This is a genomic window from Streptococcus sp. HMSC057G03, from assembly GCF_001808745.1.
Lineage (GTDB): Bacteria > Bacillota > Bacilli > Lactobacillales > Streptococcaceae > Streptococcus > Streptococcus parasanguinis_Z.
Window position 1 is genome coordinate 20,148 of sequence record NZ_KV794424.1, and the last position, 21,539, is coordinate 41,686.

A 21,539-nucleotide genomic window follows, 5' to 3' on the forward strand; every position below is an offset into this window, starting at 1 on the left:
ATTAAGAGGCTAGGACTTTTGTCCCAGCCTCTCTTTATTTTAAAGATGGTACAAATCTTCTACAATGGCCGCTACTTTTTTAATATCTCCCAACATCCCCCGCATTTCAAAATCGGCTAACATAGGGAAACCAAAGCGTTGGCTGTATTGTTTAGCGGTTAAACAATATTGATTGTTAAAATTCCGATTGCCTGATCCAACCACTCCTAAGCACTTGCTGGCGTTGTCTCCGTAAGCAATAAAATCCGCAACATCTGTCGTCAAAATTTCCACATCGCCATTGTCAACACCATTTCCACCCTCCAAATAGGTAGGCAAAAAAGTGATAAAAGGATTGGTCATTTCAAAGAAGGGCTGGCCCTCTTTGACCAGGTCTTTCACATGAACTTTCTCGATTTCAAGTCCGGGATGGACTTCCAGCAAATAGTCACTTAAACGGCGGACAAAACTCTCTGTATTTCCACTCAGACTAATATAAACAAAGGATACTTTCATCTTTTTTCTCCAATCAAGAAGCTCTCTTATCCTCTAAGAGAGCTCCATTCAAACTTATCTATTATGCCCTAGCTTGAGCTTTTCTCAAACGCAAGGTTTTATACAAAACAATTCCAAGGAAGAGAAGAGATAAAGCAGTCAAGAGTAACAACGCAATGGACGAAGATGCCAGATATCGTTGGCGAAGGGACGGGGTTGAAAAACTAGCTAATAGTGGACGCCCTGCAAAATAATTATAGCAAGAGAAGGCTTGACTTAACAAAATCTGCCCCATGTAAGTATAATGGGCTGTTAACAGATCCTGCTTCATAAAGAGGAAATAGAAAGTTGCAAGCAAGGCAATCAGAATCAGAGAAACAAATAAAAAGGTTAGCGGAGACTGATTGAGTTGGGCCGATTTCTCATAATATGTCACATAGTCAGCCTTGTCTTGAGCCGTTGTTAAACCAAGTTGTTTAGCAAAATCATCTGTCAGTTTAAAACTCTTTGAAGCTCCAAAGGTTGAAACAGCTGAAGTTAGGGTTCCAACCGTAGAGAAAAATAACAGGATGTAAAGATAGATAGGTTTCTTTTTCATACAAACTCCTTTTCATTTCTTACACCCTATTATATCGCGATACAGATAGAAAGGCAAGCGCCTCAAAACCGTGGAAGCACTTGCCTGATCACTGATACGTTCAAATGAAATTCATTTGGAAAATAATGGGTGCAAAAGATGAAAAGCCATCGCAACTGTATCATTGGAATGATTAGAGATATAACGGAGTCCTATAAACTTTCATTCGAACACCACCAGTATACCTCATTCTCTTCTTCTTGTGTCATCCATTTCTATTCTGCTTCATTTTGACACGATTTGGTCTATAAAAGCCATTTCCTCTCCTTATCCAAAAACTATTCTGTTCTATTTCTCAACTATTTGGTCATCACTCCATCAAAAAAGCCAGAAGGACTTGCCTTCTGACTTTCTTTACTTAGATAAATGAACGAAAGGGATAAGAATTAATCCTCTTTTTTCTTGCGTGCAAGACCCAATCCAAGCAATCCAGCCATCGCACCTGCAAGAACAGCTGCAGCTGAGCTTTCTGTACCTGTATTTGGAAGCGCAGGTGTTTGTGGTTGCGCAGGTTGTACAGGCTGTTCCGGAACTTCAGGAGTTGGTTCGGTTGGAACCTCTGGAGTTGGTGGAACGATTGGTGTAGGTGGAACAATTGGTGTTGGTGGGTTGTATGGAGTTGGTGGAGTTGGAGGAACTGGTGTTGGTGGAGTTGGAATGTCTGTTTCCGTTACCACTTTATTCTTATGCCATTTCACTTCAGCTTCCGGTTTCACCGGATTCGTATTTGGAACAACTTCAGGAGTCGGTGGGGTTGGTTGGGTTGGTGGAGTTGGTGCTTTTGGTTCCTTCACATCAACTATGATCACAGTGTAGTTAGGTTCTTTTGGAGCCGTTGGACCTTTAGGTTCTTCTGGTTTGCTTGGTTCCGCAGGTAGTACTTCAATTGTAATCGTTGGTGGTGTTGGTGCCTTAGGTTCTGTTGGTTTTGTTGGCTCTTTTGGCGCTTCACCTGGATTTTTTGGAATACCAACATTTGAGTTAATGGCAAACCAGTAAACCGTTGGTTGACCAGCAGCATTAGCTCCATTGGCCGTAAATACCAAGTGACCATCAGACATCTTCAAGCCTGCCCCACCATAATAGAGGTATGGAGAAGATGGATTGTCCCAACCTTCAAGAGTCGTTGAAGATTCACCATTAAAGATTGATCCGTGTTCAATGTATTGGTTATCTTTAAATGATGTTACCTCTTTTGTAGCAGAATCATAAGTAACACTTGAATTTGGAATTGGAATGTATTTATTATTCCCAACATTTACAGATTCTTGGTGCTCTACATTTTCAAATTTCTTCTTAGGAGTGAAGATGATCCGTCCTGAAGTTGGATCAATCGTATAAGAACCGATCACATCATCTTTACCATCTAATGTGAATTCATCTGTTCCGATATCATGACCATTCCCAGCTCCTGAAGCATTAACAGATGTTGCATCAATCACAGTTTCTTCACTAACTGCAAATTCGCTGCCATTCCATGTTGCGTTTTGAGCCACAATCTTAATCGGATTTTCAGCAGAGATAGTGACGTCCGCAGTACCAAAGTCAGCTGTTCCATTTTTAACTACAACAGCATTGTTTTCAATGCTCATTGATGAACCATCTGCATATGGGTTCCAAGTTCCACGAACGGTGTTGCCATTTTTATCTTTAGCTTCTACTGTAAGGGCACGAGGTTTATCCCCACTATCTACATAGGAAGCACCCGTCCAGTGGTTAAGGGAGTTCAAAGCGACAATCGCATTGTGCTGTGTCAAATCAAACTTATTGCCATCACCATCATAGAATTCAACATCTACAGCAACTTTAACTGGTTTATTTTGGTCTGTTGAAGCACCGACTGTCATAGTAACAGTTGGGTCCGCACTAATAGCTGCAATTCCTTTGCCATCATTTGATGGGAGACTTAGAATCTCATAACGGTAAATCACGCGCTTGATTGGATGCATATCCTTTTTATTTTCACGCATGCTGGACTGATTCAAATTGTCATAGGTTACAACAAATTTGTCACCTTCTTTAATTTGAATAAATTCAGTTTCATTATTGGCCCAAGGACTAGTTGCTACAATATCTGAAGCTTCCAATTTATTGGAATCATACTGATGCACATTGCTGGTATTCAAACGAGCTTGGGCATCACGAGTGAGATAAGTACTGATACCATCAATGGTATGAGTAGCTCCACCTTCACGTTGGAAGGTCAAATCTTGAACAGTTTCAACATCTTTTAGATCTTGGAAACCATTATCATTCATGTATTTATCATAGGCTGCTTTAGCATCTTTGTACTGTGCCAAAGCTGTTTGATATTCAGCAAGTTTTGTTTGATAAGTAGCAAAATCTTTGCCGTATTGCTCTAGGTCTACATTGTATTTTGCAAGCTCAACTTCATACTTAGCTTTAGCAGCATCTTCTTCTGCTTTCTTAGCAACTAACTTACCATAAGCTTCTTTATCTTTATCGTATTGAGCTTTCTTAGCTTGGTATTCTTGTAAATCTTTGTCATATTGCGCTTTAGCTGTATTGTAAACAGCCATTTCTGCATCATACTTAGCCTTGGCATCTGCATTGGCCTTATCGGCTGCTGCTTTTTCGGCTACTTTGGCATCGTAGGCTGCTTTTTTAGTATTGTACTCTTCTAAAGCTTTATCATAAGCTGCCTTTTCCTGATTGTACTTTGCTGTTTTCTTTTGGTAATCTGCTTCCGCATCCGCATTTCTCTTTTCAATCAATGTGATTTCTTGAGATTTTGCTTCATACTCGGCTTTGGCCTTTTTGTAGTTTTCAACGACTGTGTTGATTTCAGCTGTTTGAGCTTTATTATCTGCTTCTGCTGCTGCGATAGATGGTTGGACTTTTTCCGCTTCTTCTGTAACGGTCACACCTTCTGTAGCTGCATCAGCTTTTGCTTTTTCAAGTTCTGGTGATTCTACATAAGTCGTCGTAACTGTTTTATTTCCTTCTGTCACAGTTGTAGATGTCAACTTAGAACTTGTTGCAACAGCTGCATCGCTTGTTGCTGTATCCGTAGTAGTCGCTTCAGTTGCAGGCGCTGTTGCCTCATCTGCTTTCACTTCTGCTCCGTAGGTATTAACAGTAGCCAATCCAGCGATGGCCAATGAAACAACACCGACTGATAACTTACGAATTGAAAATTTTTCCTGCTTCGAAACATGTTCACGATAGCTTTTCATTTTCAAAACTCTCCTTTTTTGTTTAAAAAAATCTCACTGTAGAGGCAAAAATATGCTACTTCCAGTTAACTTCATTGTATCACAATCAACCATTTTTAAATATTTGTCGTTTTAATTTTTTATTTTACTTTAAAGATATAACAACTTGAAACGCCAAACCTTCCGGACCTTCCTCATCTTTTAGTTGAAAATATATGTAAGCACCTGTGAAAAATCCTTTATTTTCAAGGATTTTCATCCTGGTTTCTCTTTTTATAAATTTCACCGGAAGGCTTTTTTAGGGGAAGTATTTTTTTATGCCAATAGATTAGATTTGAAGGTTAAAATAAAAAATTATGTAATTTTTTCCCTGCCGGCTCGGAAAAATTCAAAAAAACAACACTGTTTACAGAAGTGTCCATTCTTTAAATTCCTTCCTTTTTCTTCCCAAATAACAAGAAATGAAAAAGACCAAGGTCCTAAGAACCTTGGTCTAATAACTAGTAATTAGTTTAAGTGCCAGATATCTTCGTTGTACTGAGCGATCGTACGGTCAGATGAGAAGAATCCTGCTTTCGCAATGTTAACGATGACTTGATCCAACCATGCATCACGGTCTTCGTAGTCAGCCAACATACGTTCTTTGGTGACAATGTAGTCTTCCAAGTCAAGAAGAGTCATGAACCAGTCTTTGTTGATCAATTCCTTGTGAAGACGAGTCAAGCGTTCCTTGTTCCCAACTGCAAGAACGGCATCGCTGATAATGAAGTCTACCAATGGTTTGATAGCTTCACGTTCATAGAAGTCCGCTGATTTGTATGCTGATTTCTCATATAGATCGATTACAGTTTCTGAATCTTCACCGAAGATGTAGATGTTGTCACGTCCAACCAATTCAGCGATTTCCACGTTTGCTCCATCCATAGTACCAAGTGTTAACGCACCATTCAACATGAATTTCATGTTACCAGTACCTGAAGCTTCCTTAGAAGCAAGGGAGATTTGCTCAGAAATATCGCTAGCTGGAATCAAGTAGCTTGCAGCAGTCACGTTGTAGTTTTCTACCATAACGACTTGCAAGTGTGGAGCTACTGCTGGATCGTTTGCAATCACTTCAGACAAGCAAAGGATCAAGTGGATGATATCTTGTGCAATAGTGTAGGCAGGAGCTGCTTTACCACCAAAGAGAACAGTGATTGGGCGAGCAGGGATATTTCCAGCTTTGATGTCCAAGTATTTGTGGATCACATACAAAGCGTTCATTTGTTGACGTTTGTATTCGTGAAGACGTTTGATTTGGGTATCAAAGATAGAATTTGGATTGATTTCCACACCTTGATGGTCTTTCAAGAAACGAGCCAATTTCCGTTTGTTGTGAGACTTGATGTTTTCCAATTTTGCTTTGACTGCATCTTTATCTTCATAAGAAAGAAGGTCTTCCAATTTAGATGCGTCATGGTGCCAGTCACGTCCGAGGATATCATCCAAGTAGTGTGACAAGGTTGGGTTGGCATGCATGAGCCAACGACGGAAGGTAATCCCGTTTGTTTTGTTGTTGAATTTTTCAGGGTAAATATCGTAGAAGGCCTTCAACTCAGAATTCTTCAAGATTTCTGTATGGAGAGCTGCAACCCCGTTTACACTGTATCCGTAGTGGATATCCATGTGGGCCATATGTACGCGATCATTCTCATCGATGATTTGAACAGCTGGATCTTTGTATTCAGCACGAACACGGCGGTCCAATTCTTCAATGATCGGAACTAGGTGAGGGACCACTTCTTGCAAGAACTCAAGTGGCCATTTTTCAAGGGCTTCCGCAAGGATTGTGTGGTTGGTGTATGCTGTCATGCTGCGTACGATAGAGATCGCTTCATCCATTCCAATACCACGTTCTGTCAAAAGACGGATCAATTCAGGGATGACCATTGATGGGTGAGTATCATTGATTTGTACAACAGCATAGTCAGCAAGGTCATGCAAGTTGCTTCCTTTTTCGATGGCTTCGTCGATGATCAATTGAGCACCGTTTGATACCATGAAGTATTGTTGGAAGATACGGAGCAATTCCCCTTGACGGTTACTATCATCTGGGTACAAGAAGAGGGTCAAGTTGCGAGCGATATCTGTCTTGTCAAAGTTAATACCATCTTCAATAATAGATGAATCAACTGAATCCAAGTCGAACAAGCGCAAACGGTTCTTGGTATCAATCTTGTAACCAGGAACATCAATGTCATAAAGGGTAGAAGTCAATGTGAAGTGTGCAAATGGCACTTTGTAGCTACGGCTTGAACGAACGAGCCAGCTTTGGTCAGTTAACCATGCGTTTGGAATGGTTTCTTGTTGGTTGTTTTTAAGGACTTGTTGGAACAAACCAAAGTGGTAGTTCAAACCAACCCCATCCCCTGTCAAACCAAGGCTTGAGATAGAGTCGATAAAGCAGGCCGCCAAACGTCCCAAACCACCGTTACCAAGTGATGGTTCCAATTCCACTTCTTCGACTTCGATCAAGTCTTTACCAGCATCTGACAATTCTTTTTTGACATCGTCGTAAAGACCCAAGTTGATCAAGTTGTTAGACAAGAGTTTACCGATCAAGAACTCAGCTGAGATATAGTAAACTTTTTTCTTACCAGTATTGATTTTCTTTTGGGCACTTGCTTGCTTGGTGTAATTAAGCAAAGCAAGGTACAATTCTTCATTTGAACATTCTGCAATTGTTTTTTGATGATGATCAATCACATATTTTTGTAATGATTCCATGTTGGGTATCTCCTTTGTTTCAACAATTTAATAGGGGGAAGTTTGCTGAAATCAGCAAACTTTCTAAAACGATTATTTTTCTGCTTTCTTAACTTCTTTCAAGTCTTTGTTTTCACGACGATAGATCGTAGTGAAATCAAGCAATTCTTGCTCGACAGCTGGAGTCAATTGATCCTCTGTCATCCGCCATGACCAGTTACCACCAAGAGTTGATGGGAAGTTCATCCGAGCTGAACCATCCAATTCGAGCAAGTCTTGCATAGTAGCAATCGCCATGAAGCTGACGGAAGCAAAGACTGTACGAAGCATCGCATGCGGTACAGATTCGTACTCTTTCCGGTTAGTATAACGGGCAAGGTACTCACGAGTTGGATCGTCGATTTCATTGCGGTACCATCCAAGAACTGTGTTGTTATCATGTGTTCCTGTATACATCACAGAATTGTTTGGTGCCAAGTGAGGGCTATCGATACTTTCATCGTCCGGATTGAAGGCAAATTGAAGAATCTTCATTCCTGGGAAGCCAGTGCTTTCACGAAGTTCGATGACTTCATCTGTCATAAAGCCAAGGTCCTCAGCGATGATGTTCAAATCACCGAGCTCTTCCTTCACAGCTGCAAAGAGTTTGTAGCCAGGACCTTTAACCCATTTACCTGGTGCTGCTGTATCTGATCCAGCAGGGATTTCCCAGTAAGACTCAAAACCACGGAAGTGGTCGATCCGCACGATGTCGTAGATCTTGAAGCTTTCACGCAAGCGTTCAATCCACCATTGGTAGCCATCTTTGTCCATTGCTTCCCAGTCATAGATTGGGTTCCCCCAAAGTTGACCAGTTGCTGAGAATTCATCTGGCGGGCATCCTGCGATGCAAGTCGCTTTCCCGTTTTTATCTGTTTTGAAGAGATGAGGGTTCGCCCACATGTCACTTGAATCTTCCGCTACATAGATTGGCATATCTCCGACGATTTCAATGTGATGGTCATTGGCATAAGCTTTCAAGGCCAACCATTGTTGGAAGAAGAAGAATTGAGTCACACGATGGTAAGTCAATTGATCCGCCAATTTTTCACGGTATTGAGCCAAAGCTTTTGGTTCACGTGCACGAATAGCTGCATCTGGCCACTCTGTCCAAGCTTTCAAATCAAAGTGTTCTTTAATAGCCATGTATTCTGCGAAGAGCTCCAACCAAGAAGCATTGGCTTGGCAAAAGGCTTGGAATTCTTTTTGATCACTTGATTTTAAGAAATTCGCAACTGCTTTTTCAAGCAAGGGACGACGTTGTTCGAAAACCTTTGCATAATCCACTTGAGTAGGATCTTGACCAAAGTCCACTCCTTTAAGGTCTGCTTCTGTCAACAAACCTTGCTCGATCAAAAGATAGAAATCAATAAAATGAGTGTTCCCAGCAAAAGCTGAGAAAGATTGGTATGGAGAATCTCCATAACTAGTTGTACCAAGCGGCAAGATTTGCCAGTAACGTTGCTTGGTCCGAACGAGGAAATCAACAAAATCATATGCTGATTGACCGAATGATCCGATCCCGTATTGTCCAGGAAGGGAAGAAATGTGCATCAAAACACCACTTTGACGTTTTTTCATGGGTTACCACCTCTTTTTATTTCTTTGAAGCCTGCGATTCGGTGCACGGTATGGGTATCGTTGCAGAGTCGTATCCAGCTCTCAAGCGGCTCTACTCTTTGTTAAAAATCGAACAGGCGCAACTCAGTTTACGCAATTTTTGCGAAAACGTTTGCGTACCATGTCATTATAAACTTTTTCCATATTTTCTGCAAGGGATTTCTTAAAAACTTTTTAACTTTTTTCAGAATGTCCTCACTCCCTTAGTGTATTCTTTCCTTTGCCTAATGTCAACGAATTTGATGCACTTTATAGAAGAAAGTTCGGAATTAAAATATTTTTAAAAAAATTGTTTAAAACTACTTGCAAACGTTTTCGCCTTGTGATATACTTAAGACGTTTTAGGAAAACGTTTGTCTAAAACGGTTTCTAATTATTATCTTTTTTTATTCTTTAGGAGGAATAAATCATGAAACGTACAATTTTACGTAGTGCTGCTGTACTTGGTACAGTTGGTTTTGCCGGCTTCTTACTTGCTGCTTGTAGCAATAGCTCATCAGGTTCTTCTGAGGCAAGTAAAGAAATCAACGTCTATGTAGACAAAGGCTACAAATCTTATGTTGAAGAAGCTGCAAAAGCTTTTGAAAAAGAAAATGGCGTAAAAATTAACATCAAGACTGGTGATGCTCTTGGTGGATTAGATAACCTTTCTCTTGATAACCAATCTAAAAAAGCTCCAGACGTAATGATGGCTCCATACGACCGTGTAGGTGGTCTTGGTAGCGATGGTCAATTGGCTGAAGTGACTTTAAACAAAGATAGCCATACAGATAAAACAACTGAAGCTCTTGTAACAAACGGTGGTAAAGTTTACGGTGCACCTGCTGTCATCGAAACTTTGGTTCTCTACTATAACAAAGATCTTGTAAGCGAAGCTCCAAAAACATTTGGTGATCTTGAAAATCTTGCAAAAGATAGCAAGTACGACTTCGCTAGCGAACCTGGTAAAACAACTGCCTTCTTAGCTGACTGGACAAACTTCTACTACACTTACGGTTTACTTTCAGGTAACGGCGGTTATGTATTTGGTAAAGACGGTACAGATCCTAAAGATATTGGATTGAACAACCAAGGTTCTGTCGATGGTATCGAATATGCAAAAACTTGGTATGCTAAATGGCCAAAAGGTTTGCAAGATACAAAAGCTGCTGCTAACTTCATCCAAACACAATTCCAAGAAGGTAAAACAGCTGCTATCATCGATGGTCCTTGGAAAGCTGCTTCATTGAAAGAAGCTAAAGTAAACTACGGTGTCGCAACGATTCCAACTCTTCCAAACGGAAAACAATATGCTGCCTTTGGTGGTGGTAAAGCTTGGGTTATCCCTGCAGGTGCGAAAAACCTTGATGGCGCTCAAAAATTCATTGACTTCTTGACAAGTACTGACCAACAAAAAGCTTTGTTTGACAAGACCAATGAAGTTCCTGCCAACACAGAAGCTCGTAAATATGCGGTTAGCAAAAACGATGAATTGACAACTGCCGTTGTTGATCAATTCAAGAACGCTCAACCAATGCCAAATATCTCAGAAATGAGTGCGGTTTGGGATCCAGCTGCTACTATGCTTTTCGATGCTGTAAGTGGTAAAAAATCTGCAAAAGCATCTGCTGACGATGCAGTGAAATTGATTAAAGAAACCATCGAACAAAAATTCGGTAGCAAATAAGACAGTTTTTAGGTGTGAGTAAGAGGTTGGAGACAAAGTCCCAACCTCTTATGTTCAATTTTCAAACACAACTGACTGTCTGACTTGTCTTCTTGCTCTCTGGCAAGGACATTATAAGGAGATTTGAATGACTACAGAACAAAACCCTAAAAAGGCTATGTGGCTCTCTTTGATCCCGGGTCTTGGGCAAATTTATAACAAACAAAAAACCAAAGGCTATATTTTTCTTGCCGTAACCATTCTCTTTCTCGCCTATTTCCTAGGAATTGGAGCTGGAGAATTAGCGAAATTGGTTACACTTGGAACCGTCCGTGGACAAGATAATTCTCTCTTTATCTTGATTCGTGGCGCCTTCCACTTGATCATCACTGTTGTTTACTTCCTATTTTATGCCTTAAATATTAAGGATGCTGGAACAGTTGCTAAACGCATCAACAACGGGATTGCCGTTCCAAAAACCTTGAAAGAAATGGTTCAAGCCATCTATGAAAATGGCTTCCCATATTTATTGATTATTCCTTCATACATTGCTATGACATTTGCGATTATCTTCCCAGTTTTAGTAACTTTGATGATCGCCTTTACCAACTACGACTTCAAACATACCGCTCCAACAACCTTGCTTGATTGGATCGGGTTCCAAAACTTCACTAATATGTGGACCTTGAGTACCTTCCGCTCAGCCTTTACATCGGTTCTTGGCTGGACCTTGATTTGGGCCCTCGCAGCTTCTACTCTTCAAATCGTACTCGGTATCTTGACCGCTATTGTTGCAAACCAACCATTCGTAAAAGGAAAACGAATCTTTGGGGTTATCTTTCTGCTTCCTTGGGCTGTTCCAGCCTTCATCACTATCCTTACATTCTCAAATATGTTTAACGATAGTGTCGGTGCTATCAATGCACAAGTTATCCCATTGTTTGCGAAGATCTTCCCATTCTTAGATGGCGTTTTGATTCCTTGGAAAACAGATCCTACCTGGACAAAAATTGCTTTGATTATGATGCAAGGTTGGCTCGGCTTCCCTTACATCTACGTCTTGACTTTAGGGATTCTTCAATCTATTCCAAACGATCTTTACGAAGCTGCTTATATTGATGGTGCCAACGGTTGGCAAAAATTCCGCAGCATCACTTTCCCAATGATTATGGCTGTTGCAGCTCCAACTTTGATCAGTCAATATACCTTCAACTTTAATAACTTCTCCATCATTTACTTGTTTAACGATGGGGGACCTGGTTCTGTCGGAGGAAACGCCGGATCTACAGATATCTTGATCTCATGGATCTACAAGTTGACAACCAATTCTTCTCCTCAATATTCAATGGCTGCAGCGGTAACCTTGATTATCTCTGTGATTGTGATCTCCATCTCTATGGTTGCCTTCAAGAAACTACATGCATTTGATATGGAGGATGTATAAAATGAAAAATTCAGTTCAATTTAAACGCCGCCTCAATCATTTCTTGACTTACCTGTACATGGTGGTTCTTTCAATCGTTATCATTTATCCATTGTTGATTACGGTTCTATCAGCCTTCAAATCAGGGAATGTCAGTGCCTTTACACTTGATTTTAGTGGCAATCTTAGTTTTGATAACTTCTCAAAACTTTTCTCTGAAACCCATTATGGCACTTGGTATATGAACACCTTGGTTATCGCCATTATCACCATGATTGTACAAACAAGTATCGTTACCTTCGCAGGTTACGCATACAGCCGTTACAATTTCTTGGCGCGTAAACAAAGTTTGGTCTTCTTCTTGATTATTCAAATGGTCCCAACCATGGCAGCCCTCACAGCCTTCTTCGTTATGGCTTTGATGCTGAATGCCTTGAACCAACCTTGGTTCTTGATCTTCCTTTATGTTGGTGGTGGTATTCCAATGAATGCCTGGTTGATGAAGGGATACTTTGATACTGTTCCAATTTCCCTCGATGAATCTGCGAAATTGGATGGAGCTGGACACTTCCGTCGCTTCTGGCAAATCGTCCTTCCTCTTGTTCGTCCAATGATTGCCGTTCAAGCACTTTGGGCTTTCATGGGGCCTTTCGGAGACTATATCTTGTCTAAATTCTTGCTTCGTGACGAAGTGAACTATACGGTAGCCGTTGGTCTTCAAACCTTTATCAGTGACCAAAAAAATCAAAAAATCGCCTTCTTTGCAGCCGGTGCTATTTTGATCGCGGTTCCAATCTGTATCCTATTCTTCTTCCTACAAAAGAACTTTGTTTCAGGCTTGACAGCTGGTGGGGATAAAGGATAAAATAGAACCTTATTTCAAACACATTTTATTTTTAAGTTAAGGGTAGTATGGTGGATGCTTTACTACCCTTCGTTAAGAATAAAATCAATCAAAGATATTCCTCTTTGCACCTCTGATTCTCTTATGTTTAGAAAGGTCATCTCATGCCCTATCCTTTTAATTATTTCGCAAGTATCTTCAATTTCCGCTCTTCTTTTGCAAACCGCAAAAATCTGAGTTGGTTCCAAATGATTTTTACTTCTTTCTTTCTGATTTCTGTCACACTATTACCAGTGGCTCTTCAAAACGCTCAACTCAAAACCTATCCCTTAACAACCTTTGTCAGCGATGTGTTTGATCCCTTATCAAATGACGTCATGAAAGATATCCAAGAACACGTCGTGATCAAAGACCAAGAGCTCACCTATACAGGAACTAGCCCTGTACACAAGACTTCAAAAGGACAGGTTGTCTTGGGCCAAGAAGCAAAGGCGAGTGAAGGCAAGGAGTTAACCCTCCATTTTGGTCGAAAACAGTTGATCATCTCAAAAGAAAATAAAGAACTCGCTACCGTCTCATACCAGGCTATCAATCAAGAGAGCCTCCGGGATAAAAAAAGCTTCACTCAAGCTATCTCTAGCGATTGGTTCCGTGAAAATCGACTCCCTGTCAGTCTCTTTCTCGTGATTTTCTCTGGCTTCTTATCGACAGTCAATTATTTGATTCTCATCGTAGGGGCATCTTTCTTCCTCTACTTGACACGAAAATCTCGACTCTTTTCACTACAAACTTTCAAGGAATGTTTCAATTGTATTCTGAATTGCTTGGGACTCCCTATTTTACTGAGTGTCTTCATCAGTTTACTATTCCATCAAGTATTTACTACGACGATCATGATCCAAAATGTCTTATTTGTACTCTATCTTGCTATGGTATTTTATAAGACCCACTTCCGTGATCCAGACTATCACCACTAGGAGGTTTTCTCATGCGTGTTACCATCAAAGATGTGGCGAAACTCGCTGGCGTCGCGCCTTCAACTGTCACGCGCGTCATCCAAAACAAATCCACGATTAGTGATGAAACAAAAAAACGTGTCCGTGAGGCCATGGTCGAATTGGACTACCATCCCAATCTTAATGCTCGCAGCCTTGTCAGCCAATCTAGTCAAGTCATTGCTTTGGTCCTACCAATCGACAGTGACGTCTTCTACCAGAATCCTTTCTTCCCAACTGTTTTAAGAGGGATTACCCAGATCGCGTCAGACAATGATTATGCCATCCAAATCTGTACGGGGCAAAATGAAGAACGGCGGCTCGACAACCTCAAACAACTCATCTACGGAAATCGTGTAGATGGTTTGATTTTCCTTTATTCCAACCCGAATGATCCCCTCGTTGAATTTGCGATCAAAGACAAGTTCCCCTTCCTCATTCTCGGAAAGGCAGCTTCACCTTTTGTATCGCTAGTGGATAATGATAATATCAAGGCTGCATTTGATGCGACAGATTATTTCATTCAACAAAACTACCGAAAAATTGCTTTTATCGGGGGAAACAAAGAGCTGTTTGTGTCTCAAGACCGCTACCAAGGTTATAAAGAAGCCCTCCAAAAAGCAGGGATTCCTCTCGATGAAAAACTCGTTCATTTTTCATTTGGGTTTATGTTAGAAGATAATTCTTATCAAATGATGGAGAGTCTACCGTTAACAGAACTAGATGCGATTATGACGACCGATATTCTCGTTGCTGAAGGGGTGCGCCAATACCTATTAGAACACCAGCTGACAATCCCGATTATTTCCTTTGATTCGATCAAGCCACGACTCGATATTGAAGCCTATATTGACATCAATGCGGTGGAACTCGGGCGTGAATCTGTCCGGACCATCCTTCAAATCATCAAAGATCACAAAGAAGGAAAAACCGTCTGCTACCGTCAATTGATTGACCATACCATTACGAAACTTTAGGAGTCTTTATGTCTACATTTACTGCTTATTTAGATGACCAAGACCTCATTCGTATCCAAAAGGGAGAGGAGCATATCCTTCCTTTTTATTTGAAAACGAACCAAGGTCATCTTGCCTTAATCCCTGTCAAAACGTCAAGTGCAGCGACTGACACAGGAGACTATTTCTTAAGCCCTATTCCACTTGAACTCGGAGAAGAGTACACCATCTACGATGCTACTGGAAATTCTTCTATACTCCACTATCGAAACATCGTTCGCAAACCCATTTTCGATCAAACCTTCACCTATACTGGAGAAGATTTAGGAAGTTTTTACACACCAAATCAGACGCAATTTAAATTCTGGGCACCCATTTCGCAAGATGTGACCCTTCATATCGAAGATCAGGTCTATCCAATGCATCGTACAGAAAATGGAGTCTGGGAACTTTTGCTTAAAGGGGACTGGGAAGGAGCTGCCTACCACTATGAGTTCCGTGTCAATGACCTAGAACGTCGGATCCACGATCCCTATGCTCTATCCTCTTTAGCAAACTCTGGAGATAGCTTAGTCGTCGACCGCAAGAAGATCACACGTCCTATCACACGTGCTGCTCATCAACTAGACCCGACAGAAGCAATCATCTACGAGATGAGCGTTCGGGACTTCTCTGTCCAAAAAGAGGCCGGCTTTAAACACCCTGGTAAGTTTAAAGGCTTGACAGAATCGCCTCAACTCAATGGTCAAATCCTTGGATTTGATTACCTTCAAAAACTTGGCATTACCCATGTACAGTTACTTCCTGTCTATGATTTCGGTAGTGTTGATGAAGAGAATCAATGGAAAGCCTATAACTGGGGTTATGATCCTGTCCAATACAATGTTCCAGAAGGTAGTTATGCCAGTGACCCCAACGATCCTTATGCACGGATTTGGGAGCTCCAAGATGCTATTGAAACCTATCACCAATCTAATCTCAGTGTTATCATGGATGTGGTCTACAATCACGTCTACCAGGCCGATGAGTATGCATTTGAACAAATCGTACCCGGTTATTTCTACCGCTATAATGCAGAAGGAGAGAGGACTAATGGAACCTTCTGTGGGAATGATGTCGCAAGTGAACGTTCCATGGTAAGACACTATATCAAGCAATCCCTCAAGCAATGGGTTTCCCTCTACGGCTTTGATGGTTTTCGCTTTGACTTGATGGGAATCATAGACATTCAAACCATGACAGAGATTGCAGAGGAGCTCCGTAAAATCTATCCTAATGTCTATCTCTATGGGGAAGGGTGGAAGATGGATACAAGCCTCTCTGAAGATCAGCTCGCTCACCAGTACAACTCAAAACGATTACCAGATTTTGGCTTTTTCAGTGATAATTTCCGGGATACGGTCAAGAGAGCACTCTTAGTCGGTCACCGTTGTGATAGTCAACATCCAGCCAATGATTTTTCTAATATCCTAACAGCAAATGTCGGGAAAGTAGGACCTGCTCATTTCATCCAACCTCAACAAGCCATTCAGTACGTCGAATGCCATGACAATGCAACTGTTTTTGATTATTTCCAACTTGAAAAAGAAGAGATTCGTCTAGAGGAGCGAAAAGCTCTCTCACGCCTCGCTCTTCATTTGGTATTATTATCCCAAGGAGTACCTTTTATCCATGCTGGTCAAGAATTTTACCGCACAAAAGGGCTCGAAGATAACACCTATAACTTGCCAGATAGTCTCAACCAATTGGACTGGACATCCCTTTCAAAATGCCAAGAAGAACTTGCTTTTCTTAAAGAATTGATTGCTTACCGGAAATCGCAACCTCTCCTTCGTTTGAAAAAAGGACAAGAGATTCGAGATTACTGTGATGTCAAATGGTTGTCTGATTATCATTTTATCTACACGATTGAAAAAAATCGTGAAAAAATAACGATTCTCGTTAATATCGGTGATCAGGACATGACCTATCAACATCCGAGCGATAGTCAACTGCTATTTGCCTATCCTCATGCAAATCTCCAAACACCTATTCCTAAAGGAAAGGAACTTTCTATTTCCGCCCATAGTTGGCTCCTTCTCCGAGAAGCTGAATAAACAAAATAAGGTCACCACAATGTGGGACCTTATTTTTATTCTTCTGTTTCCACAAAGCGTCCAATGATATGAACGTTTTCTGAAATGGTGATAAAAGCCTGAGGATCAGCTTTTTTCATAATATATTTGAATTCATTAAACTCTGCACGCGTAATAACTGTCAGCAGAACCGCTTTTTCCTGATGGTTATAGGTTCCTTCTGCATTGTGGATAATGGTTGCTCCACGATGCAATTTTTTATGAATCTTTTCAATAATGGCATCCGGCTGGCTCGTTACGATCATTGCCTGCATCCGTTTTTGCTTGGTAAAGACAGCATCCGTTACTCGACTCGATACGAAGATGGTAATCATAGAGTAAAGAGCATACTTCCAACCAAAGGTCAGACCAGCGATCAACATAATGGTCCCATTGACCAAAAAGGAGATACTGCCGACATTCTTTCCTGTCCGTTTTCGAATCGTCAAACTGACAATATCCGTTCCCCCACTGGAAATGTTGTTCCGAAGAGCAAAACCAATCCCTGTTCCCATGACAACCCCACCAAATAGGGCATTCATGATCGGATCGTTGGTCAACGTAATCACTGGCACGAACTGAATAAAGAGGGAACTCATCGAAACCGTAATAAAGGTAAAGATGGTAAATTTATGGCCAATTTGATACCAAGCCACAATCATCAAAGGGATATTGATGGCATAAAAGGTCAAGGAAACGGGAATCGTAAAGCCAATAAAGCGTTGGCTCAGAACAGATAAAATCTGAGCTAGACCTGTTGCACCGCTGGAGTATACATGTCCTGGTTGAAAGAAGAAGTTGACGGCAATCGCTGATAGAAAACCATACAGCAAGGAAGCTGACACTTTTTCATCGTATTTCTCACGGGAGATGCTCTTCAGCACGCGCAATAATTTAATGTTATAAGCTAGTCGCCGCACATGATAGCGAAATAGCTTATGAAAGCGAATTTTTTTCATTTTCAATCCATCGATTAGAAGAAAAGGAAAATCTTAGAGCAACTGATTCCTAGACTCTCCCTTTTCTCTCTTGTCCTATTCTTGCTCTGCTACTTCCACTTGAAGATTTAACTCATCCAATTGCTTTTCAGAAACGACAGAAGGAGCTTGTGTCATTGGATCTGTCGCCTTGTTATTCTTAGGAAAGGCAATGACTTCCCGAATATTATCTTCACCTGCAAGAAGCATCACGAAGCGGTCCAAACCAATCGCCAATCCTCCATGTGGTGGGAAACCATAATCCATTGCTTCCAACAAGAAACCAAATTGTTCATTGGCAGCTTCTTTTGTAAATCCAAGTGCCTTAAACATCCGTTCTTGTAAATCTTTATGATTAATCCGTAGGCTTCCTCCACCTAATTCATAGCCATTTAAGACGATATCATAGGCAATTGCTCGAACTTTTGAAAGATCGCCTTCCAATTCATGCTCTGTTTCAGCTTGTGGGAGTGTAAATGGATGGTGAGCAGACATATAACGGCCTTCTTCTTCAGACCATTCAAACATTGGCCAATCCACTACCCAAAGGAAGTTGTATTGATTGTTGTCAATCAAGTCAAGCTCTTTCGCAAGACGAACACGCAAAGCACCAAGCGTTGCATTGGCTACTTCAAGAGTATCTGCTACAAAGAGAACTAGATCTTTGTCTTCTAACTGTAAAGCAGCTGTCAAGTCACTTGTCAAGTCTGTCAAGAACTTCGCAACAGGACCATTCAAAGCACCTTCAGCATATTTCACCCAAGCAAGGCCCTTCGCACCGTATTGCTTCGCAACTTCTGTCAATTTATCGATGTCTTTACGAGAGTAATGATCCGCTGCACCTTTGACAACAATCGCCTTAACTGCTGGAGCTTCTGAGAAGACTTTGAAGTCTACACCCTTGACAAGCTCTGTCAAGTCTTGGAGCAACATTTCAAAACGTGTATCTGGTTTATCTGAACCATACAAGGCCATAGCATCATCATAATTCATCCGTGGGAATGGGAGTGTTACTTCAATTCCCTTGGTTTCTTTCATGACACGTGAAATCAAGCCTTCTGTGATATCCTGGATTTCTTGATCACTCAAGAAAGAAGTTTCCAAGTCGACCTGTGTAAACTCAGGTTGACGGTCTCCCCGTAAATCCTCATCACGGAAACACTTCACAATTTGATAATAGCGATCAAATCCAGCATTCATCAACAATTGTTTTGTAATCTGAGGACTTTGTGGAAGGGCATAGAAATGACCCTTATTGACACGGGAAGGAACCAAGTAGTCGCGTGCTCCTTCTGGAGTTGACTTAGAAAGAAAGGGTGTTTCCACATCAATAAATTCTAATTCATCTAAGTAATTGCGAATCGAATGGGTCACTTTTGCACGGAGTTTGAGGTTTTCCAACATCTCAGGACGACGAAGGTCTAAGTAACGGTAACGAAGACGGGTATCATCATTGGCTTCAATTCCGTCCTTGATTTCAAATGGTGTAGTTTTTGCAGTATTGAGAACCGTAATAGCTTCTACCTTGAGTTCTACTGCTCCTGTAGGCAAGTTTGGATTAGCTTGTTCACGAGCTTCCACAAGACCTGTCACTTCTACAACATATTCACTACGGATGCTTTCAGCTGTAGCCATCACTTCTGCACTAACTGTTTCTGGATTGATCACCAATTGCATGATCCCTTCGCGGTCGCGTAGATCGATAAAGATCAAACCACCCAAGTCACGACGACGGCTAACCCATCCTTTCAAGGTAATACGAGTTCCAATGTGTTCTTCACGAACACGTCCAGCATACATTGAACGTTTCATTTCTAATTAATCTCCAAACTAATATTCTTCCTTCTATTTTACCATAAAGACCAGCAGAAAGTGGCCTTTAGCTCAACTTTTTCAGTCACCAACTTCTTTAATTATCGTGGCTCTCTTCTTTCTTTTTGGGATCATCGTAGAGAGTGGGTGCTAGCACCTTCATTAAAGTCGCCGTCCCAAATCGCAAGACAGCTGCTGCTAGTCCAAAAATAGGGGATAGGTAGCGGAAAAAGAAATCTCCCCTAAGTACATAGGTCATGCCACCCACAATAAAAAAGATCACAATTCCCTGAACGATTGCGTAAAACCAAATTTTTTTCACACTATTCTCCTTTTCACAAACCAGCTGACTTATCCACTGTTTTTTATCACTTATCCACAAAAATGTGGATAACTTTCACTTTTTGCCCCCTCAAAAGAGGAAGCGTCGTCAGCATCAGGACTTGCTTTCATCCATTTACAAGCAAGTTTCCCACAGCCTGTGGATAACTCTCTTGCTTATTTGTGACTTTCTCGTAACTTTCCTCACAAATCAAGGAGCCAGGATTCGATCCTGCCCCCTTTGATCAAGCATTATTTAAATTCATCTGGTGTCCCTTTATATTGGGCCCAGTCTTTACTGAAGAAGCGATCATTTAGATGGTAAGTTGGTGCTTTTTCAGCCTTTGTGACAAAGGGATTGACCGCTTTATCAAAGGCTAGCCAACCATTCCATCCCATATGAATCGTATCTTCCATAAAGTAGGGCTGATCACCATCTTTAGAAAAGTCTGCAATATTGGTGAATCCTTGACTTTCCAATTGGTAACGAATCTTTTGAACAGCCTGTTCATACTTTTCTTGGCTCAAGCCTGTGTATTTCATCCATTTGGCATTTACTGGAGGAATGACAAAGATAACATTGGTCCGAGATTTAGCAAACTGGTCTAGAACCAACTGCAAGTCATTGTACTCAGGAGATTGAACATAGGATTCGTTTTTTTGGAAACCTTTTAGTTTCTTCAACTTCATTTTTAAACGAGTATTGTAAAAATGATTGCTGATTCCAAGGTCGTTGTTATTGGTTTTGACTTTTGCTTCAGCCGTTGCAATTTCTTCCAATTTCTCATATGAGAATTGATCTGGTAAATCTTGTAGACGTTTTTTGACCTTCTTATCGTAATTCCCGTTTGTACGCGTTGCAAGATTACTAAACAAAGCATCTTCGCGTTGGACAAGGTGGGAAACAAACTGGTTCAAAGACTGATCAAATCTGGAAATTTTCTTTCCTTGAGAAATTTTCGTTACAACACTTTGAAAGGCGACATTTGGATACTGTTGTAACAGACGCTTTGCAGCATACTGGGATGCAGCATCCTGTTGGTGATTGGTAATAAAGCTATTCAACTGATCGCTATTAAAGAATTGTTGAAAAGCAGAGGAATCGTATCCCTTTTTGGTAAACCATTGCGGAGAAACTACATAAACAGCTGTATTGTCCTTGAGTTCTGGCAAAATCTGTTGCATCCCAAAATACTGGTTCAAAGAAGCCGCACCACGCTCTCCTAAAAAGTAGGGTCTATAATTGCGGTCATATTTCTCAGCCAAAACTGCTGGATGCACCACATCAAAACGTAACCATTCACTGGAGCCGAAATAAGGGACAAAGCGATGCTGTGGATCAGAAAGTGCTTCTTGTTTCTTTGTACGACTCTTGAATCCTTCTGCATTCAGACTAACCGCAGCTTTTTTCTCTTCGGTATAGTTGTGCTTATGATTGATTGGATAAAAGAATAATAAAGCTGTTACCATGAGGAGCGCGCAAAATACGGGCCCTAAAATCAGCCACAAACGCTTAAGCATTCTGAAGCTCCGTTACACCTTCTACGATCTTGTTAGCAGTATTCCAATCATCGCGTCCAAATTCAGATACAGGAACACGGATGCCAAAGCGATTTTCCAGTTCTACAATCAATTCGACTGTTCCCATACTATCAAGGACACCAGCATCAAAGAGATCCTCATCCATCATGTCTGAGACATCTTCCATAAACAATTCGTCAATAATTTCAATTACTTGTGATTTTACATCCATTTTTCTAT

Annotated in this window: 16 protein-coding genes; 6 read left to right on the plus strand and 10 right to left on the minus strand. The window is 41.0% G+C overall.

The genetic code is table 11. The features are described 5' to 3' along the window. Positions 1-39: 39 nt before the first annotated feature. The 5 genes from nrdI to malQ all read right to left on the minus strand — a co-directional run bounded on the left by nrdI (position 40) and on the right by malQ (position 8,652). Positions 40-495 carry a class Ib ribonucleoside-diphosphate reductase assembly flavoprotein NrdI gene (gene nrdI, locus HMPREF2686_RS05395; protein WP_070449535.1) on the minus strand — a complete coding sequence of 152 codons (456 nt, stop codon included), beginning with the start codon at positions 493-495 and terminating at the stop codon, positions 40-42. Between the two features lie 61 nt (positions 496-556). Continuing rightward, positions 557-1,072, minus strand: a complete 516-nt coding sequence (locus HMPREF2686_RS05400; protein WP_070449538.1) for an ABC transporter permease — start codon at positions 1,070-1,072, stop codon at positions 557-559. A 425-nt stretch (positions 1,073-1,497) separates the two neighbouring features. After that, positions 1,498-4,308 (minus strand): GbpC/Spa domain-containing protein, encoded by a 2,811-nt coding sequence (locus HMPREF2686_RS05405; RefSeq protein WP_070449541.1) that lies wholly within the window; start codon positions 4,306-4,308, stop codon positions 1,498-1,500. Positions 4,309-4,794: 486 nt separating this feature from the next. Then, positions 4,795-7,053, minus strand: coding sequence for a glycogen/starch/alpha-glucan family phosphorylase (gene glgP, locus HMPREF2686_RS05410; RefSeq protein WP_070449544.1), 2,259 nt, complete (start codon positions 7,051-7,053; stop codon positions 4,795-4,797). 72 nt (positions 7,054-7,125) lie between these two features. Further along, positions 7,126-8,652 (minus strand): 4-alpha-glucanotransferase, encoded by a 1,527-nt coding sequence (malQ, locus tag HMPREF2686_RS05415; protein WP_070449547.1) that lies wholly within the window; start codon positions 8,650-8,652, stop codon positions 7,126-7,128. 448 nt (positions 8,653-9,100) lie between these two features. Between malQ and HMPREF2686_RS05420 the strand changes: the two genes are divergently transcribed. The 6 genes from HMPREF2686_RS05420 to pulA all read left to right on the plus strand — a co-directional run bounded on the left by HMPREF2686_RS05420 (position 9,101) and on the right by pulA (position 16,650). Continuing rightward, positions 9,101-10,357 carry an extracellular solute-binding protein gene (locus HMPREF2686_RS05420; RefSeq protein ID WP_070449550.1) on the plus strand — a complete coding sequence of 419 codons (1,257 nt, stop codon included), beginning with the start codon at positions 9,101-9,103 and terminating at the stop codon, positions 10,355-10,357. Positions 10,358-10,484: 127 nt separating this feature from the next. Then, positions 10,485-11,780: a sugar ABC transporter permease gene (locus tag HMPREF2686_RS05425; RefSeq protein ID WP_023919930.1), complete on the plus strand. Its 1,296-nt coding sequence runs from the start codon at positions 10,485-10,487 to the stop codon at positions 11,778-11,780. Between the two features lies 1 nt (position 11,781). Continuing rightward, entirely contained in the window at positions 11,782-12,624 is an 843-nt protein-coding gene (locus HMPREF2686_RS05430; protein WP_021154117.1) for a sugar ABC transporter permease, read from the plus strand. A 143-nt stretch (positions 12,625-12,767) separates the two neighbouring features. Beyond that, positions 12,768-13,580: a DUF1189 family protein gene (locus HMPREF2686_RS05435; protein WP_070449553.1), complete on the plus strand. Its 813-nt coding sequence runs from the start codon at positions 12,768-12,770 to the stop codon at positions 13,578-13,580. Between the two features lie 11 nt (positions 13,581-13,591). Further along, positions 13,592-14,575 carry a LacI family DNA-binding transcriptional regulator gene (locus HMPREF2686_RS05440; RefSeq protein WP_070449556.1) on the plus strand — a complete coding sequence of 328 codons (984 nt, stop codon included), beginning with the start codon at positions 13,592-13,594 and terminating at the stop codon, positions 14,573-14,575. Positions 14,576-14,583: 8 nt separating this feature from the next. Continuing rightward, complete coding sequence (gene pulA / locus HMPREF2686_RS05445; RefSeq protein ID WP_070449559.1) at positions 14,584-16,650, plus strand: type I pullulanase; 2,067 nt, start codon at positions 14,584-14,586, stop codon at positions 16,648-16,650. 35 nt (positions 16,651-16,685) lie between these two features. Here pulA and HMPREF2686_RS05450 read toward each other — a convergent pair whose 3' ends face one another. The 5 genes from HMPREF2686_RS05450 to dltC all read right to left on the minus strand — a co-directional run bounded on the left by HMPREF2686_RS05450 (position 16,686) and on the right by dltC (position 21,531). After that, positions 16,686-17,627 carry a YitT family protein gene (locus HMPREF2686_RS05450; RefSeq protein WP_003009152.1) on the minus strand — a complete coding sequence of 314 codons (942 nt, stop codon included), beginning with the start codon at positions 17,625-17,627 and terminating at the stop codon, positions 16,686-16,688. A 75-nt stretch (positions 17,628-17,702) separates the two neighbouring features. Beyond that, positions 17,703-19,457 (minus strand): aspartate--tRNA ligase, encoded by a 1,755-nt coding sequence (gene aspS, locus HMPREF2686_RS05455; protein ID WP_049471790.1) that lies wholly within the window; start codon positions 19,455-19,457, stop codon positions 17,703-17,705. Positions 19,458-19,554: 97 nt separating this feature from the next. Then, positions 19,555-19,779, minus strand: a complete 225-nt coding sequence (locus HMPREF2686_RS05460) for a hypothetical protein (RefSeq protein ID WP_021154124.1) — start codon at positions 19,777-19,779, stop codon at positions 19,555-19,557. A gap of 251 nt (positions 19,780-20,030) precedes the next feature. Then, the gene (gene dltD / locus HMPREF2686_RS05465) at positions 20,031-21,299 is read right to left on the minus strand and encodes a D-alanyl-lipoteichoic acid biosynthesis protein DltD (protein ID WP_070449562.1); all 1,269 of its coding nucleotides are present in this window, start codon (positions 21,297-21,299) and stop codon (positions 20,031-20,033) included. Beyond that, entirely contained in the window at positions 21,292-21,531 is a 240-nt protein-coding gene (gene dltC, locus HMPREF2686_RS05470; protein ID WP_003002265.1) for a D-alanine--poly(phosphoribitol) ligase subunit DltC, read from the minus strand. Before dltC ends, dltD begins: the two co-directional genes overlap by 8 nt. Between the last annotated feature and the right edge of the window lie 8 nt (positions 21,532-21,539).

What these genes read in the sequence shown, in the direction of transcription:
- glgP (WP_070449544.1), bottom strand. Translation starts at nt 7,053, where the DNA reads ATGGAATCATTACAAAAATATGTGATTGATCATCATCAAAAAACAATT.
- malQ (WP_070449547.1), bottom strand. Translation starts at nt 8,652, where the DNA reads ATGAAAAAACGTCAAAGTGGTGTTTTGATGCACATTTCTTCCCTTCCT.
- HMPREF2686_RS05440 (WP_070449556.1), top strand. Translation starts at nt 13,592, where the DNA reads ATGCGTGTTACCATCAAAGATGTGGCGAAACTCGCTGGCGTCGCGCCT.
- HMPREF2686_RS05435 (WP_070449553.1), top strand. Translation starts at nt 12,768, where the DNA reads ATGCCCTATCCTTTTAATTATTTCGCAAGTATCTTCAATTTCCGCTCT.
- HMPREF2686_RS05430 (WP_021154117.1), top strand. Translation starts at nt 11,782, where the DNA reads ATGAAAAATTCAGTTCAATTTAAACGCCGCCTCAATCATTTCTTGACT.
- HMPREF2686_RS05405 (WP_070449541.1), bottom strand. Translation starts at nt 4,308, where the DNA reads ATGAAAAGCTATCGTGAACATGTTTCGAAGCAGGAAAAATTTTCAATT.
- pulA (WP_070449559.1), top strand. Translation starts at nt 14,584, where the DNA reads ATGTCTACATTTACTGCTTATTTAGATGACCAAGACCTCATTCGTATC.
- dltD (WP_070449562.1), bottom strand. Translation starts at nt 21,299, where the DNA reads ATGCTTAAGCGTTTGTGGCTGATTTTAGGGCCCGTATTTTGCGCGCTC.
- HMPREF2686_RS05450 (WP_003009152.1), bottom strand. Translation starts at nt 17,627, where the DNA reads ATGAAAAAAATTCGCTTTCATAAGCTATTTCGCTATCATGTGCGGCGA.
- HMPREF2686_RS05425 (WP_023919930.1), top strand. Translation starts at nt 10,485, where the DNA reads ATGACTACAGAACAAAACCCTAAAAAGGCTATGTGGCTCTCTTTGATC.
- HMPREF2686_RS05420 (WP_070449550.1), top strand. Translation starts at nt 9,101, where the DNA reads ATGAAACGTACAATTTTACGTAGTGCTGCTGTACTTGGTACAGTTGGT.
- nrdI (WP_070449535.1), bottom strand. Translation starts at nt 495, where the DNA reads ATGAAAGTATCCTTTGTTTATATTAGTCTGAGTGGAAATACAGAGAGT.
- aspS (WP_049471790.1), bottom strand. Translation starts at nt 19,457, where the DNA reads ATGAAACGTTCAATGTATGCTGGACGTGTTCGTGAAGAACACATTGGA.
- HMPREF2686_RS05400 (WP_070449538.1), bottom strand. Translation starts at nt 1,072, where the DNA reads ATGAAAAAGAAACCTATCTATCTTTACATCCTGTTATTTTTCTCTACG.
- dltC (WP_003002265.1), bottom strand. Translation starts at nt 21,531, where the DNA reads ATGGATGTAAAATCACAAGTAATTGAAATTATTGACGAATTGTTTATG.